The 13,812-nt window shown below is 59.7% G+C and carries 20 protein-coding genes; 4 read left to right on the forward strand and 16 right to left on the reverse strand.

The features are described 5' to 3' along the window. Positions 1-15 precede the first annotated feature (15 nt). Complete coding sequence (locus tag ABL914_RS12735; RefSeq protein ID WP_391563580.1) at positions 16-168, forward strand: DUF2332 family protein; 153 nt, start codon at positions 16-18, stop codon at positions 166-168. Here the strand turns inward: ABL914_RS12735 and ABL914_RS12740 are convergent. The 4 genes from ABL914_RS12740 to ABL914_RS12755 are packed head-to-tail and all read right to left on the reverse strand — an operon-like array spanning position 165 to position 3,501. After that, a complete protein-coding gene (locus ABL914_RS12740) occupies positions 165-1,508 on the reverse strand; it encodes a low temperature requirement protein A (protein ID WP_391563561.1) in 1,344 nt (447 codons plus the stop codon). The genes ABL914_RS12735 and ABL914_RS12740 overlap by 4 nt on opposite strands. Further along, entirely contained in the window at positions 1,483-2,379 is an 897-nt protein-coding gene (locus ABL914_RS12745; protein WP_391563562.1) for an alpha/beta fold hydrolase, read from the reverse strand. Before ABL914_RS12745 ends, ABL914_RS12740 begins: the two co-directional genes overlap by 26 nt. Beyond that, positions 2,376-3,203: an SDR family NAD(P)-dependent oxidoreductase gene (locus tag ABL914_RS12750; RefSeq protein WP_391563563.1), complete on the reverse strand. Its 828-nt coding sequence runs from the start codon at positions 3,201-3,203 to the stop codon at positions 2,376-2,378. Before ABL914_RS12750 ends, ABL914_RS12745 begins: the two co-directional genes overlap by 4 nt. Positions 3,204-3,228: 25 nt before the next feature. Further along, entirely contained in the window at positions 3,229-3,501 is a 273-nt protein-coding gene (locus ABL914_RS12755) for a BolA family protein (RefSeq protein WP_391563564.1), read from the reverse strand. Positions 3,502-3,539: 38 nt separating this feature from the next. Between ABL914_RS12755 and ABL914_RS12760 the strand changes: the two genes are divergently transcribed. Further along, positions 3,540-4,118, forward strand: a complete 579-nt coding sequence (locus tag ABL914_RS12760) for a J domain-containing protein (RefSeq protein ID WP_391563565.1) — start codon at positions 3,540-3,542, stop codon at positions 4,116-4,118. Here ABL914_RS12760 and ABL914_RS12765 read toward each other — a convergent pair. Genes ABL914_RS12765 through ABL914_RS12800 form a run of 8 tightly spaced genes read right to left on the reverse strand, consistent with a single transcriptional unit; the run spans position 4,115 to position 9,032 of the window. Continuing rightward, entirely contained in the window at positions 4,115-5,332 is a 1,218-nt protein-coding gene (locus tag ABL914_RS12765; protein WP_391563566.1) for a pyrophosphate--fructose-6-phosphate 1-phosphotransferase, read from the reverse strand. The two genes, ABL914_RS12760 and ABL914_RS12765, sit on opposite strands and share 4 nt — an antisense overlap. Positions 5,333-5,365: 33 nt before the next feature. Next, positions 5,366-5,824: a hypothetical protein gene (locus ABL914_RS12770; RefSeq protein ID WP_391563567.1), complete on the reverse strand. Its 459-nt coding sequence runs from the start codon at positions 5,822-5,824 to the stop codon at positions 5,366-5,368. 4 nt (positions 5,825-5,828) lie between these two features. Beyond that, positions 5,829-6,269, reverse strand: coding sequence for an SRPBCC domain-containing protein (locus ABL914_RS12775; protein WP_391563568.1), 441 nt, complete (start codon positions 6,267-6,269; stop codon positions 5,829-5,831). Position 6,270: 1 nt separating this feature from the next. After that, positions 6,271-6,753, reverse strand: a complete 483-nt coding sequence (locus tag ABL914_RS12780; RefSeq protein WP_391563569.1) for a VOC family protein — start codon at positions 6,751-6,753, stop codon at positions 6,271-6,273. A gap of 48 nt (positions 6,754-6,801) precedes the next feature. Then, positions 6,802-7,587, reverse strand: coding sequence for a VOC family protein (locus ABL914_RS12785; protein ID WP_391563570.1), 786 nt, complete (start codon positions 7,585-7,587; stop codon positions 6,802-6,804). Then, the gene (locus tag ABL914_RS12790; RefSeq protein ID WP_391563571.1) at positions 7,584-7,952 is read right to left on the reverse strand and encodes a DUF1428 domain-containing protein; all 369 of its coding nucleotides are present in this window, start codon (positions 7,950-7,952) and stop codon (positions 7,584-7,586) included. Before ABL914_RS12790 ends, ABL914_RS12785 begins: the two co-directional genes overlap by 4 nt. Further along, positions 7,949-8,380 (reverse strand): VOC family protein, encoded by a 432-nt coding sequence (locus tag ABL914_RS12795; protein WP_391563572.1) that lies wholly within the window; start codon positions 8,378-8,380, stop codon positions 7,949-7,951. Before ABL914_RS12795 ends, ABL914_RS12790 begins: the two co-directional genes overlap by 4 nt. Before the next feature lie 22 nt (positions 8,381-8,402). Continuing rightward, positions 8,403-9,032, reverse strand: a complete 630-nt coding sequence (locus tag ABL914_RS12800; RefSeq protein WP_391563573.1) for a TetR/AcrR family transcriptional regulator — start codon at positions 9,030-9,032, stop codon at positions 8,403-8,405. Between the two features lie 186 nt (positions 9,033-9,218). Here ABL914_RS12800 and ABL914_RS12805 point away from each other — a divergent pair, with 186 nt between their 5' ends. Together ABL914_RS12805 and ABL914_RS12810 are read left to right on the forward strand one after the other, a co-directional pair. Further along, positions 9,219-10,211, forward strand: a complete 993-nt coding sequence (locus ABL914_RS12805) for an AAA family ATPase (RefSeq protein ID WP_391563574.1) — start codon at positions 9,219-9,221, stop codon at positions 10,209-10,211. After that, positions 10,211-10,732, forward strand: a complete 522-nt coding sequence (locus ABL914_RS12810; protein WP_391563575.1) for a thioredoxin family protein — start codon at positions 10,211-10,213, stop codon at positions 10,730-10,732. The genes ABL914_RS12805 and ABL914_RS12810 overlap by 1 nt, the downstream gene beginning before the upstream one ends. Before the next feature lie 6 nt (positions 10,733-10,738). On the opposite strand, the gene ABL914_RS12815 is transcribed toward ABL914_RS12810, so the two are convergent. From ABL914_RS12815 to fmt, 4 genes are all read right to left on the reverse strand, one after another. Then, positions 10,739-11,056: a hypothetical protein gene (locus tag ABL914_RS12815; protein ID WP_391563576.1), complete on the reverse strand. Its 318-nt coding sequence runs from the start codon at positions 11,054-11,056 to the stop codon at positions 10,739-10,741. A gap of 38 nt (positions 11,057-11,094) precedes the next feature. Then, positions 11,095-12,189 (reverse strand): alcohol dehydrogenase catalytic domain-containing protein, encoded by a 1,095-nt coding sequence (locus tag ABL914_RS12820; RefSeq protein ID WP_391563577.1) that lies wholly within the window; start codon positions 12,187-12,189, stop codon positions 11,095-11,097. Positions 12,190-12,230: 41 nt separating this feature from the next. Beyond that, positions 12,231-12,977 carry a tRNA pseudouridine(38-40) synthase TruA gene (truA, locus tag ABL914_RS12825; RefSeq protein WP_391563578.1) on the reverse strand — a complete coding sequence of 249 codons (747 nt, stop codon included), beginning with the start codon at positions 12,975-12,977 and terminating at the stop codon, positions 12,231-12,233. Continuing rightward, positions 12,974-13,812 (reverse strand): methionyl-tRNA formyltransferase (fmt, locus tag ABL914_RS12830; protein WP_391563579.1); only part of this gene is annotated, 839 nt, incomplete at its 5' end. The genes truA and fmt, both read right to left, overlap by 4 nt.

Genomic DNA, 13,812 nt, shown 5'->3' on the forward strand with positions numbered 1-13,812 from the left:
ACACCAGAACGCCCGCTGGCCTGGGTGGCGCTGGAGGCCAACCGGGTGCTTCACATCCACGAGATGGTGGTGCGTTATTGGCCGGGCGGCGAACAGGGCGTGGTTGTTACCCGCGCGCATCCCCACGGAGCATGGGTCGGCTGGGGTGGAAGTGAGCGCACGATCTAGCCGCGCCGGGCTTCGACATCGGCCCGGCGGCGTTCGGCACGCGCCTTGATTCTGGCAGGCATGTTCAGGCCTAGTCGTTCGGCTCGCTCTACCCAACCGCCGTGATACGAGACCCATTCCCATATCGCCGCCAGCAGGAAAATTGCAGCGCCCAATGCGCCAAATTGCAGGGCTGCCATCGGATCATAGCTTGCTGACATGCCCAGAAATCCGAACAGCACCATTGCAATCACATGTGACATCGGGAAATTTCCCATCGTATTCGAATAGCGCTTGAACAACCCCAGTCCGGTCAAGAACAGAATCGCACCGCCGGTTTGAACGGCAATCAGTTGGACCGTTGCCGGGCCATCGGGCTGTTGTAGCAGCAAAGCATCGCCAACGGCCGCGATCACTATCCCCAACACGATTGGCATGTGCAGATAGGTATAGGCATTGCGGGCCACTCGGCCCGGTTCGGCATGGTTGCGGATGTGCTGCGATCCGCGTTCGGCGCCGAGATCGAAATAGAGCCACCACATCAAGACAGAGCTCAGGAAGGCAATTAGAAACGCAAAGGACCGCGTGGCTTCCAAGGCCAATTGGGCAAACGCGGCACCGGTGATGATAATGCCTTCGCCCAGCGCAATGATCACAAACAGCGCGCAGCGCTCTGCCATGTGGGATCCGGAAATATCCCAATCACTGCCCTTTGAACGGCCCAGCCGCGGGACCCAGAACATTGCAGCGGGGCCCAGATATTCAATCGTCATCGCCAAGGCCCACCAGCCAAGCCGCTCGTGATCGCCGCGCAGCACACCAATTATCCAGAACAGGCCAGATGCCGTGAACCAAATCGCAATTCGTTGCATATTGCGGCCGTTGCGCGGACTCTCGCGTTCCATCGCCACTGCCATGAAGGCCGAGCGGCCAATTTGCAGGGCAAGGTAGCAGCCCGCGAACAGCCCCGCGTGCTGGGCAAAGGCATGCGGCAAGGCCACTGCCATCACCAGGCTGAGCAGCATTATGGCAAGCAGCATCAGACGAATTTCAATACGTTCTGGATTGGCCCAGTTGGTTGCCCAGGTGGTGTACATCCAGGCCCACCAAATCGCCAGAAACAGCACCACAGCCTCTAGCAATCCGGTCAGGTTGAGTTGGACCTTGAGGAAGTGCGAAAGCTGGGTAATCGCAAAGACGAAGACCAGATCGACGAACAGTTCAAGGTAGCTGACCGGCGCATGGCCGCCGCCGTGATTGCGCAGCAGCGATCGGCGCGCCTGACGCTCGGCCGCGGCAACCGCCGCGCCGATACCGACCCGCGGGCGCTGGGTGTCAGGCGCTGCGGCCAAGAAACTCATCCATTGCGGCATTGACCTCAGTTGGGGCTTCCCATTGGACAAAATGGCCGCTGCCGGGCACTTTGGCTATGGTCAGATCGTTGATCAAATCGTCCATTCCATCAAGATTGGCCGGTGGCAGGGCGATATCGTCCATTGCCCAGACAACCAAGGTTGGGATGGTCAGCTTTGGGATCGCAATCGGCTTGTAATCAGCCGGCAGCGCAAAGGGCGCATCCATATCAAGCACCTCCATCGGGCTGGCTCGGTACCAGTTAAGCATGGTGATTGCCGCTTCACGGTTTTCCCAATCGGCCAGCAATGCGGCGCGTTCTTCAGGCTCCATCTTCGGGTTTTCCGGCGTTTCACCAAAGGCCTTGAGGAGGACCCCGCCCAGGCCGAATTGTTCGACAAGAGCATCGCTGGCGGGATCGCGGAACAGGCGGAAATATTGGCTAGCGGCGCGCTGCTGACGATCGGTGTAGAGCAGTTTGGGAAAAATCACCGGATGCGGCGCATTGGCGATGATCGCGCGCTCAACCCGGCCCATTCCCTGGCCGATAAGCGCCACGCCCCAGGCAATTGCGCCGCCCCAATCATGGCCAACAATCGTGAACTTGCCTACATCCAGCGCGGCGGCCAGCAGGAAGATATCGCCAATCAATTTGTCTGGTGTGTAGTTTTCTACACCATGTGGCTTCGATGAGCCGCGATAGCCGCGCTGATCTGGCGCGATGCAGCGAAACCGATCCGAGAAATGCGCAATCTGATGCCGCCAGGTGCGGTGACTGTCCGGAAAACCGTGAAGGAAAATCAGCACAGGAGCATCACGCGGGCCCTGGTCTATCACATCCAGTTCAATGCCATTGCCCAGCTTGACCCGCTGCATCATTCTGCCCCTTCGTTCATCCGCTGGACGTATCCGGCTGCCATGAAGGCGCCAATCTGATCGAGCAAGGCATCCGGGGTGCGGCGCGCCTCGCCCATTGCCCGTTCCGCGCCTTCGGCCACGATGATTTCGCGGTTTCCGGCCAGCATTTCCGCAATCATTTGTGCGACTGCGACATCAGGTGGAATACCGTTGTCGATCACCTTGTCGGATTGGCCGCGTTTGCTGCCATCAGCGGTCAAGGCGTTGCGTGAAACGTCGGTCGCGACCGATCCTGGATAGATATTGTGCACTTGCAGGCCAAGATGCGCTACTTCGGCGCGCAAGGCATCGCCATAACCGGCAATCCCGAATTTGGCTGCGCAATAGGCGGTACGCATCGGTACGCCTACCTTGCCCGCGATCGAGCTGATCATCGCGATCCGCCCGCTGCCGCGCGCGATCATCCGTGGCAGCAGTTCCTGGGTCAGGGCGATCGGAGCCAGCAGATCGACCGCAACGATCTGTTGATAGACCGAAAACTCTGTCTCCTGAGCCAAGCTGCGCTGCGAAATTCCGGCGTTGTTGACCAGCAGGTCGATCCCGCCAGAGCCTTCCGACGCCCAGTCCCAGGCCTGCGCCACCGCGCCGGGGAGCGCGCTGTAATCGGTGGTTTCGAACGGTAGGACCAAAGCATTGCCGCATTCCCGGGCAATCGCTTCCAGCGCGGTAGAATTGCGACCCGACAAAACCACCCGTGCGCCCTGCGAGGCCAAGGCGCGAGCCAGCGCCGCGCCAATTCCAGACGATGCGCCGGTGATCCAGGCGGCCTGTCCTGCAAATGTCATCCTCAATCTCCTATTTTGCCCTGGCCTATTGGTTTGGCGCAGCAGCTTTGATTGCCAGAGCATGGACGCGCTGTCCGGGAATGTCACCCAATGCGGCGTTGACCATGCGCTGGCGATTGAGCCGGTTTACGCCAATAAAGGCTGCGCTTTCGATCTCGATCGTAAAATGGCTTTCGCCCGATCCGTCATCGCCTGAATGGCCGTGGTGTTTGGCGCTGTCGTTGATAACGGCCAGCCGGGTTGGGGAAAATGCGGCGCCAAGCAGCGCTTCAATTTCATCAGCAATGGTTTGGGTCATATCTTCCCTTCTAGCTGATGAATTGCCATGGGGAAGGGGTGAAGCAGGATCGATTTCATGGAAGGGTTGGCGGGCGCAGCCGCGCGTGCGAATGGCCGGGCTGCCTCGACCACGGCGAATTCCGCGCGCCGGGCCGCAAGGGTTCGGATTTTGACGGACCGGGCCAGTACCGCTGGTTCTGCCTTGAACATGTTCGCCGGTTCAACGCCGGGTATGATTGGTTTGAAGGGATGAGCGCCGAGGAAATCATGGCGGCGCAGCATCCGATTCATGGCTGGGATCGGCAAACCCGCGCTTTTTCGCCAACCGCAGGGGTTGATGCGGCGCCGCGTTGGGCCGATTTCAAGGATCCGCTCGAAGCGATCAGTGGCCGCGCGCGCGCCCAACGCCCGGCGCAGCGCGCCGATGGCAAGGTATTCAGCCCGGAAGAACGCAAAGCCTTGAACGTGCTCGGTCTCGATATCGATGCCGATCGCCGCGCCCTGCGCGGGCGCTATGCGGAACTGGTCCACGCGCTCCACCCTGATCGAAACGGCGGCGATCGATCGAGCGAGAAACGGCTGCAAGCAGTGGTTGAGGCGTACCAGTTGCTGCGCAAAGCAGCAGTGTTCTGCTAGCCGAGCTGGCCGATTTCCTGCAGCATCGCCAGAAACCAGCCTTGCGAGGTATCAAAACGCTTGCCGCCACGGATGCGCGGAAATTCGATTGCGCGCAGCGGCATTCCGGCGCGGCCTTCATCGTGGCCGATCACGCCTGAAACGCCGGCCAGCCCGCTTCGGACCGCTTCGGCCGCCATCTCCTCGATCAGGGCCAGATCCTCTGCATTGGCGCGTGCTGAGCGGGCGAAGTAGCCGCTTTTCTGGACCAGCACCTTTTCTGCACCAAGCCGCTTGGCAAACTGATCGGCAAACCATTGGCCAGGGTTGATGGTATCGATCCGAACGTGGCCAAAAGCATCGCGCTCAACTTCCTGCCCGCGGCTTTCCATTTCGGCCATGATTTCTCCGGCACCAGCGCCTTCAGACAGAAAGATTGAAACACAGTCTTTGCTGCCCATCACCGCGCCCAACCGCTCCGCTTCGGCATCGAGGTCGATCGACATTTCGGGTACATAGATTGCATCGATATCGAGCAAGGCCATCGAGAAATCGGCATCAACCAGAAATTTCTGGTTCTTCAGCCGCTTGCGGTATTCGGCTGCGGTTGCAGCGCATAGCCATCCGCAATCACGGCCCATAACCTCGTGGATCAGGAGTATCCGGGGATTGGCGCTCTGTTCGTTGACCGCGTTTTCCCAGAACACCGCGCCCTGTTCAGCAGCAGAGACTGCGCCAAGCGTTTGGCGGATTGGAACCACATCGTTGTCGATTGTCTTGGGCAGGCCAACCACGGTCAGGTGATAGCCGTTATCTTCAAGGTAAGCGGCAAGATCCGCTGCGGTGGTGTTGGTATCATCGCCGCCGATGGTGTGAAGGATTGTCACAGAATCGCGCACCAGTTGTTCGGCGGCAACATGAAGCGGGTTTTGACCTTCTTGAACAAGGCCGCGCTTTACGCAGTCGGCCAGATTGGTCAGCTTGACCCGGCTGTTGCCAAACGGTGATCCGCCGTGTTCGATCAGGGTCAGTGCGTCTTTGCGGACCTGCTGTGTTATCGCCACCGATTGCCCTTGCAGCAGGCCCATGTAGCCATTGCGATAACCGATAATTTCGGCTTCGGGCTCAATTCTTGAATAGTCCGAAATCAGGTATCCGACTGCTGCTGAAAGGCATGGGGCAATCCCGCCTGCTGTCAGCAGCGCGATTTTTGGAACGGGGGCGGCCTGGGTCATGGCCTGCAAATTAGGCGCAGCGACCCGGCAGGGCTAGGCTGGTGGGGACGTATTCATTGCCCGCCGTGCAAACATGAAAATCGGGATGCCGACCAGAACCACATGAGGGAACAATTCGTTGGCCAGCTTTAGCTTGTCAGGGCTTGGAAATTCGCTGCCAAAGCGCATTTGCAGGACAATTCCGGCCATGACACCGTATAAGACAAGCCCATACAATGTGCCAGCTTTCCACGGTGCGATTTCACCAAGCGGCGTTTTGCGCGCCAGCCAGAATCCGGCCGCAACCATTGCCGCCATGATGCCGAAATGGGTGGTCAGGCCAAGCGCACTTCCGGCCAATCCCCAATCGCGCGCACCATCGCCAAACGGCCCCGAAGCGACCGCTCTCAGCATCGCCAGCGGACTGCGGCCAAGCATCAGCGAAGTTGCTGCGGCATAAAGAATATCAAGCGTGCCGCACAGCAGCCACGCTTTCACACAAGCGGCGCGCACGGTTTCAGCCTTCCTCGCACAGGGCCTTGAATTGATCGGCCATCACGCCCCAGCCTTCATCAAAGCCCATCTCCTTGTGGTGAGCCATGCTTTCACTCGTCCAGTGCCGAGCCCGGCCGGTATAGCGCGTTCCGCTGCCTTCCGCTGCGATCTCCCAGATGCCCAACATGAACGGACCAGATGGCTGCAAATCGCCTTCTATCGCATCGGTTATGGCGATGCGCCGGCCTTCATCCCAGGCCAGGATAAAGCCGGGATGCTCGTTCTTTTCGCCGGCTGGGCCATGCATCGTGGTGAAGGTCTTGCCGCCGGGCTGGCGTGAACCCCAGTCAACTTCGGCGCGCCAAGGTTTGGGGCACCACCATTCGTTGGTCCGCTCGGTCAACACTAGCCAGACCTTGTCGGGGGCGGCATCGATCAGACGGGTTACGGACAGTTCGTACATTTCAAGAATCTCCTTTGCGGGCCGCTTCAATAGCCGCGATATCAATTTTTCCCATGGTCATCATCGCGTCAAACACCCGCTTGCGTGCAGCCGGATCGGGATCCGCCATCCAACGCGAGAGCGCCCGCGGGGTGATCTGCCATGAATTTCCCCATCTGTCCTTGCACCAGTTACACATGCTTTCGGATCCGCCGTTTGCGACGATAGCGTTCCAAAGCCGGTCAGTCTCTGCTTGATCCTCGGTATGGATCTGGACTGAAAAGGCTTCGCTGGGTTGGTATCTTGGTCCCCCATTCAGCAGGATTGCAGGCATACCCAGCAAGGTCATTTCGACAACCAGCACAGCGCCTTGTTCAGTTGATGGATTGTCCGATGGTGCGCGCTGGATTGCGCCAACCGTTGTCTGCGGAAAGGTTGCGGCATAAAACTGTGCAGCTTGCTCGGCCGTGCCATCATGCCACAAACAGAGTGTCGCTTTGCTCATTTTCAATCCTTTCTGATCGGCACGATACCGGGCGCTGGGATGCGGCAGTTATTCACCACCAACCAGGCTGAACATTGCGCCTTGCGGGTCGATCCCCTGGACGATCCAGCCATCACCGGGAACCTGCATCGGGCCATTTATAACCTGCCCGCCGGCCGCCTCGATAGCGATCTTTGCCGCGGTGATACTGGCCACCCAAAAATAATGGTTCCACAGTGGATGCGGGGTCTGCGGCATTACAGGCATGATCGCGCCGACAGTCACCCCATCGTGGGCAATAAACTGGTATTTGCCCATTGGGCCCATATCCATGGCTTCGGGCAACGACCAGCCGAACTGACCGGAATAAAACGCCACTTCGCGCGGGGCGTCGGCGGCCAGCAGTTCATTCCAGCCGCAATGGCCGCAATTGATATCAGGCTGAAACGCAGTGCTTTCGGCGCCGCCGGGGGGCGGGGCGGGGGCCATGATATAGAACGGCGCGCCGCCTGCATCGGCTAACATCGCGATCCGTCCGGCCATCGGAACATCGCGCGCCGGCATCAACAAGCTGCCGCCAGCGCTCTCGATAGTGGCAGCGCGGGCATCGACATCATCTACCCCGATGTAGCCCAGCCAACAGGGCTGCGCGCCGTGTTCGATCATGTTGTCGCTCAGCGAAAGTATTCCACCGACCATTGCGCCATCTGCCGCAGAGATAAACCCATAGTCGCCGGTTTCCGGGCTGCCGGGTGCCATCGACCAATCCACCACCGCCTCATAAAATGCCTTTGCCCCAGCCACATCGGAGGTCATCAATTCGTACCAGATCCAGCTGCCTTGCAATGTAGTCATGCCCGTTGTCCTTCTGAAAGCAAATCAACCAGGCCGCTAAAGCCTCCAAAAACCATATGTTTGCCATCCATTGGCCCTTGCAGTCCTTGCATCCGCGGATCGGTTTCCAGCCGGGCCCAACCAGCATCGCGCACAGCCTTGTCAGGCCATTCGATGATCCCGAAGCAGACCGTGCGATCAGGCTCTGCCGCAACGGCGCGGTAAAGATCGGTGACTTTGCCGTGGGGAACATCGTCTCCCCAGGCATCGATCAGGCGTAGGGCGCCATATTCCAGGAACATCGCATCGGTGACTTCGGCAAATTCTGCCAGCTGCTGCCGGTTTGTTGTTTTGACCGAATAGACTGCCAAATCGAAAAAGCTCATTGTGCTGCCTCCTTGATTTCAGACCCACCAATCGCCGCCGCAGCGTCCATCCAGAATGGTTCCCACACGTGATCATCCGGATCGCAGATCGTTCGCTGGAACATGAAGCCGTGGTCTTCGGGCGGGTTGACGTCTGCCCGGCCGCCGTTGGCCGCGCCGGCATCGACAAACGCATTTACCGCATCGCGGCTGTCACAGCTCAGCGCCAGTGACACCTCGCTGGACCCTTGGGGACAAATGGGCCTGGCCGTGAAGCCGCACCATTTGGCATGGGTCAGCAGCATCACATGGATTGTATCTGACAAGACCATGCAGGCGGCTGTTTCGTCGGAAAATTGTGGGTTGTTGGTAAACCCCAGCGCCTCATAAAACCGTGTTGAACGGGGCAGGTCAGCCACCGGCAGATTGATGAAGATCATGTGGGCCATCGGTTTTCTCCCAATTTGGATTCTAGCGTTCAGATCTGAGCAGCAGGTCAAAGTACCGGCGAAGATGTAGCAACTGTTCACGCGCCAGCCCGGCCGCGCTTTCGCCGCCGACTGCTTTTGCGAGCACAAATGCGCCCTGGATGACAGCCTGGGCATGCCGGGCCAGGCTGATGGCAGACAGTCCCTGCATGTGGCTCTGCGCCAGTGCGGCGGACACGTCCTGTTCCAGCGCGCGGGAATTGCCGGTGATGCTGTCATTGCACGCAGCGCGGATTGCATCGCTTGAAAGGAACGCCTCCTGCACCATAGTCCCGGCCACGCAGCTGAAGCTTTCAGCTGGCCCGGCAAGCAAGGCTATGCGCAAGTCGATATAGCCAAGCACGCGATCAACCGGATCGGCCGCATGGTGAAACGGCGCGGCGGCAAAAAAGGCCCCGGTTGAGCTGGACCAATAGCCTGCCAGCGCCACCCCCAGGGCTTCCTTTGAAGCGAAGTGGTGGAAGAACGCCCCCTTGGTTACACCTGCGGCCCGGCACAGCTGATCTACTGATGTGGCGGCGTAGCCTTGCTCGCGGACCAGTTTCACCCCGGCTTCCAGCAGCTTGTCTCGGGCCGAAACGGGCAGGGGGCGAAAGGCTTGATTCGGGATCATTGGTGGATGCATACCAACTGGTCGGTATGTCCGTCAAGCGGGTTGGAAGCGCCATGGGGAACCCAAAAGCCCGGCCTGGATCTGGCCTGGATCTGGCCTGAATCCTGCCTGGATCCGGGTTGGGTCGCGATTTGCCACGCAATCCATATTGCGCCGCCGCGCCCGCCCGTATAGGCGGGGCCAGACATGAGCGAAAATTCCAACATCCAGCTGGATACCAGCGGCAACACCGTTCTTTCCGCACCCGATATCGAAATCGATGTGCGTGAAGTGTTTGGCATCGATATCGATATGAAGGTTCCTGCCTTCAGTCGGCCCGATGAACGCACCCCCGATGTCGATGACGCCTATGTCTTCGATGGTGATACCACGCTGGCGATCCTGGCAGGCTTTGCCTTTAACCGGCGCGTTATTGTGCAGGGCTATCACGGTACCGGCAAATCGACGCATATCGAACAGGTTGCTGCACGGCTCAATTGGCCGACGGTGCGGATCAACCTTGATGCGCATATCAGCCGGATTGATCTGATCGGCCGCGATGCAATCGTGCTGCGCGATGGCTTGCAGGTTACCGAATTCCGCGAAGGGCTGTTGCCTTGGGCGTTGCAGCATCCGGTTGCACTGGTGTTTGACGAATACGATGCCGGCCGACCCGATGTGATGTTCGTGATCCAGCGCGTGCTGGAAACCGAAGGCAAGCTGACCCTGCTCGATCAGAACAGGGTGATCCGCCCAAGCAAATGGTTCCGCCTGTTCGCCACCGCCAACACGGTTGGTCTTGGCGATACCTCAGGCCTTTATCATGGCACCCAGGCGATCAACCAGGCGCAGATGGATCGCTGGAATATCGTCGTCGCGCTGAACTATCTGCCTGCTGCGGTCGAAAGCGAAATCGTGCTCAAGAAAGTCACCGATGCCGCGCCCGATATGGTCGGCAACATGGTCAAGGTGGCGGACCTGACGCGCCAAGGCTTTGTGGGCGGCGATATTTCCACTGTGATGAGCCCGCGCACCGTGATCACCTGGGCGCAGAACACTGCGATTTTCAAGGATCCGGGCTTTGCCTTCCGGCTCTCGTTCCTCAACAAGTGTGATGAGACTGAGCGGATGCTGGTCGCCGAATACTATCAGCGCGTATTCGGAACGGAACTGCCTGAGAGCGTGGTGGCGAAGGGCTGATGCGGCGGCTGCGGATCGCGGCTGCGCTATTGGCAGCACTGTCGCTGCTGGGCGCAGTCGATCCGGTGCCAGCCGCCGATCCACCAGCCGCCCAAAAGCCCGCGCCGCGTAAATTCTATATCGAAACGGCAGACGACAAGGCGCTGCTGGATGCCGCGCTGGCCGATGCCAAGACCACGGGCAAGCTGGCGGTGATCGTGTTTGGCGGCGATTGGTGCCATGATAGCCAGGGCCTGGCCAAGGTTCTGACGTCGGATGCCTTTACGAACGAGTTCGGTGCACGGTTTTCGGTGACCTTCATCGATGTCGGAATTCCGCAGGCTGGGCAGGGGCGTAATCTTGATCTGGTTAGACGCTTCGGATTGAAGAAAATGAAAGGCACACCTGCGCTGTTCGTGATCTCACCCAAAGGCAAGCGGATCAATTCAAAGAAAGACGCAGAAAGCTGGCGCAATGCAGACAGCCGCAGCGTTGATGAGGTACTGGGTTGGTTCCGGAAACTGGCGGAAAAGCAGCGCTAAGCCGCCCTATTCGAAAGTCTGGCCTACATCTGCCTGGCGCGCCCGCACTTTCAGGCCTCTTCGCCACGCATAGATGGAAACGAGCAGGGAAGCCATTAGTACGCTGACTATCCGCATGGCTTCAAACCCCGGCCGAACTGTTGCCGCCAGTGCAATGAACAGCATTACCGCAGAAGCCGCCGCAGCAGCAGTCAGCTTGCCTTTGACCGGATCATCGAAAATGCGTTTGAAGATCAAGGTTTCGAGGATGGCGTAGAACACGAACAGGACGAAGCCATTGCCCAAGACCTGCCCTAGAAAATACCCGATCGTGAAGGACGACATTTCTCGCTACCCCTTGAACCTGCGATAGCTTGCCTGCCTCACGGCACAGCCAGATACTTCTCACCCGTCCGCCGGGCATTGTACATCGCGACCGCGTCCTTGGTCAGCATGTCTTCAAGGCTGCCGCGCCTGGCATAGTGGCTGGCGAAGGTGGTGGTGAGATCTTTGCCGACGCGGGCGCGCATCCGGCCGACAATTTCCATACCAGCTTTCATCATGAACGGGGTGAGCAGCCAACCGGCCAGATCCCAGGTCAGCCCAAAGGCGCGGTTGAGGATCGTGGGGCCCAAATCGAGCGCGCCATAGATATAGACCTTTTTGGGCTCGCTTGAGCCATAGCGGCTGAAGGCGGCACCGCGGCTGGCGGCGGCTTCCATCGCGGTCAGGATCTGGCTGGCCAGGGTGCCCCCGCCGATCGGATCAAAGCCGATCATCGCCTTGGTTTCGGCAATCGCATCGATCAGCTTGGGCATGAAATCCGCGTCGGTCATATTGAGAACGTGGGTCGCGCCAAGGTCTTTCAGCAGCTTCACCTGATCTTCGCTGCGCACGATGTTGACCAGCGGGATGCCATCTTCCAGGCAGATCTTGACCAGCATCTGGCCCAGATTAGAAGCCGCGGCAGCATGGACGATCCCGGTAAAGCCTTCCAGCTTCATCGTTTCAGTAAATCCCAGCGCGGTCATCGGATTGACGAACGAGCTGGCGGCTTGTTCGGCGCTGGCCTCAACCGGCATGCACATCGCAGCTTCGGCATAGGCATAGCTGGCATAGGCCGAGCCGGGCACGCAGGCGACCCGCTTGCCCATCAAGGCTTCAGCCCCTTCGCCAGCGGCCACTACCATGCCGGCAGCTTCGTTGCCGGCCGGCATTGCCATTCCGTGCCGCGCTTTCATCGCGCGGGTGGCGTTGTCTGGCATTTTCGCCACGACCTTTCCGGGTGAATAGGCGGCATTTTCGGTATCGGCGCTGGCAAACAGCAAGCCGAGGTCGGATGGATTGATCGGGCTTGCCTCAACCTTGACCAGCACCTGGCCGGGCTTTGGCGCATCCCAGGTCTTGTCGTTCAGCTGAAGGGTCAGTGTTCCATCCGCGTCGAGCTGGGTGGTGAGCTGCTTGCCGGTGAAGGTCATTGGTAATCTCCCGAATCTGTCTTGAAATGCAACCTAGTCACTCAATCGCTTGGGTAAAGCGCCCGCACAAAATAAAGCCCCTCGCTTGGCGCATTGAGGCCAAGCGCGGCGCGATCACGGGCAGCCAGCGCCTCGGCCACCTGTTCCTCGTGCCAGCGACCCATGCCGACCAGCGCCAGGCAGCCGACCATCGAGCGGACCTGATGGTGGAGAAAGCTGCGCGCGGCGGCGCGAATTTGCACTTCCTCGCCCGCGCGCTTTACGCTTAGCAGGTCGAGAGTCTTGTCCGGGCTCCGGGCTTGGCAGTGGACCGAGCGAAACGTGGTGAAATCGTGCCGCCCGACCAAGGCCTGTGCAGCGCGGTGCATGGCATCGGCATCGAGTGGCTGGGGCACCTGCCAGGCGCGGCCCAGATCGAGCGTCAGCGGTGAACGGCGATTGGCGATCCGGTAGAGATATTCGCGGCCGATGCAGGAAAAGCGGGCGTGCCAATCATCCGCGACCGCATCGCAGGCCAGCACCGCGATCGGATTTGGGCGCAAATGGTGATTGATCGCCTCCATCAGCCGGAACGCGTCGATATGCTTGGCCACATCAACATGCACCCGCATGCCCAACGCATGCACTCCGGCATCGGTCCGCCCGGCGGCATGCAGCGTGACAGCCTCACCGGTGGTGGCCCGCACAGCCTCTTCCACCGCCTGCTGAACGCTAGGCCCGGTCGCTTGGCGCTGCAGCCCGAAGAAAGGGGTGCCGTCGAATTCCAGGGTGAGGGCGAAGCGGGTCAAGCGAGCAAGGATCCTTTGGGAATTGGAAAGCCCCTCAACAATTCTTGAACAGTCATCAACGACCGGCCAGCGCGCTGGACGGTTTCGGGCCGAATTGCTCCACTACCGCATGTTATGCCAAGCTGATTGTCGAAAACGTGTCCGGGCTCACCCGCATCGAATGCCAGCTGCGGGCTGGCCGTGCCGAGAGAACCAAGCAGCGGAACAGCTGAGTGGACGCGAATTCGCTCATCACCAATTTGGAAATACGCGCCCGGCGATGGGTTGAATGCAGCGATCTGGGCAAGAACCTGGGTTGAATTGCGTTGCCAATCAATCCGCGCCTCGGATTTATCGATTTTGTGGGCATAGGTAACACCAATTTCGGGCTGCACAGTCGCGGCATGGCTTGGCAAGTCGGCCAGCACCTCGATCATCAGGCCTGCCCCGATCTCGGCCAATTCAGCCGTCAATTCACCCGCCGTCTTGCCGTCCACCGGACTTTTCACCATGGCCAGCATTGGCCCGGTATCAAGCCCGGCTTCCATTTGCATGATAGTTACGCCGGTGTCCCGATCACCGGCCAGAATTGCCCGCTGGATTGGTGCTGCGCCGCGCCAGCGCGGCAGCAGGCTGGCGTGGATGTTCAGGCAGCCATGCATCGGAGCATCAAGCACGGCTTGCGGCAGGATCAGGCCATAGGCCGCAACTACCGCCACATCGGCCCCCAGCGCCGCAAAACCCGCCTGTTCCTCTGCACCCTTCAGCGAAACCGGATGGCGCACTTCGATCCCCAGCGCCTCTGCCGCCTTGTGGACCGGGGTGGAGGTCAAATCCTTGCCGCGCCTTCCGCCGG

This window comes from Novosphingobium sp. (genome assembly GCF_040079535.1).
Lineage (GTDB): Bacteria > Pseudomonadota > Alphaproteobacteria > Sphingomonadales > Sphingomonadaceae > Novosphingobium.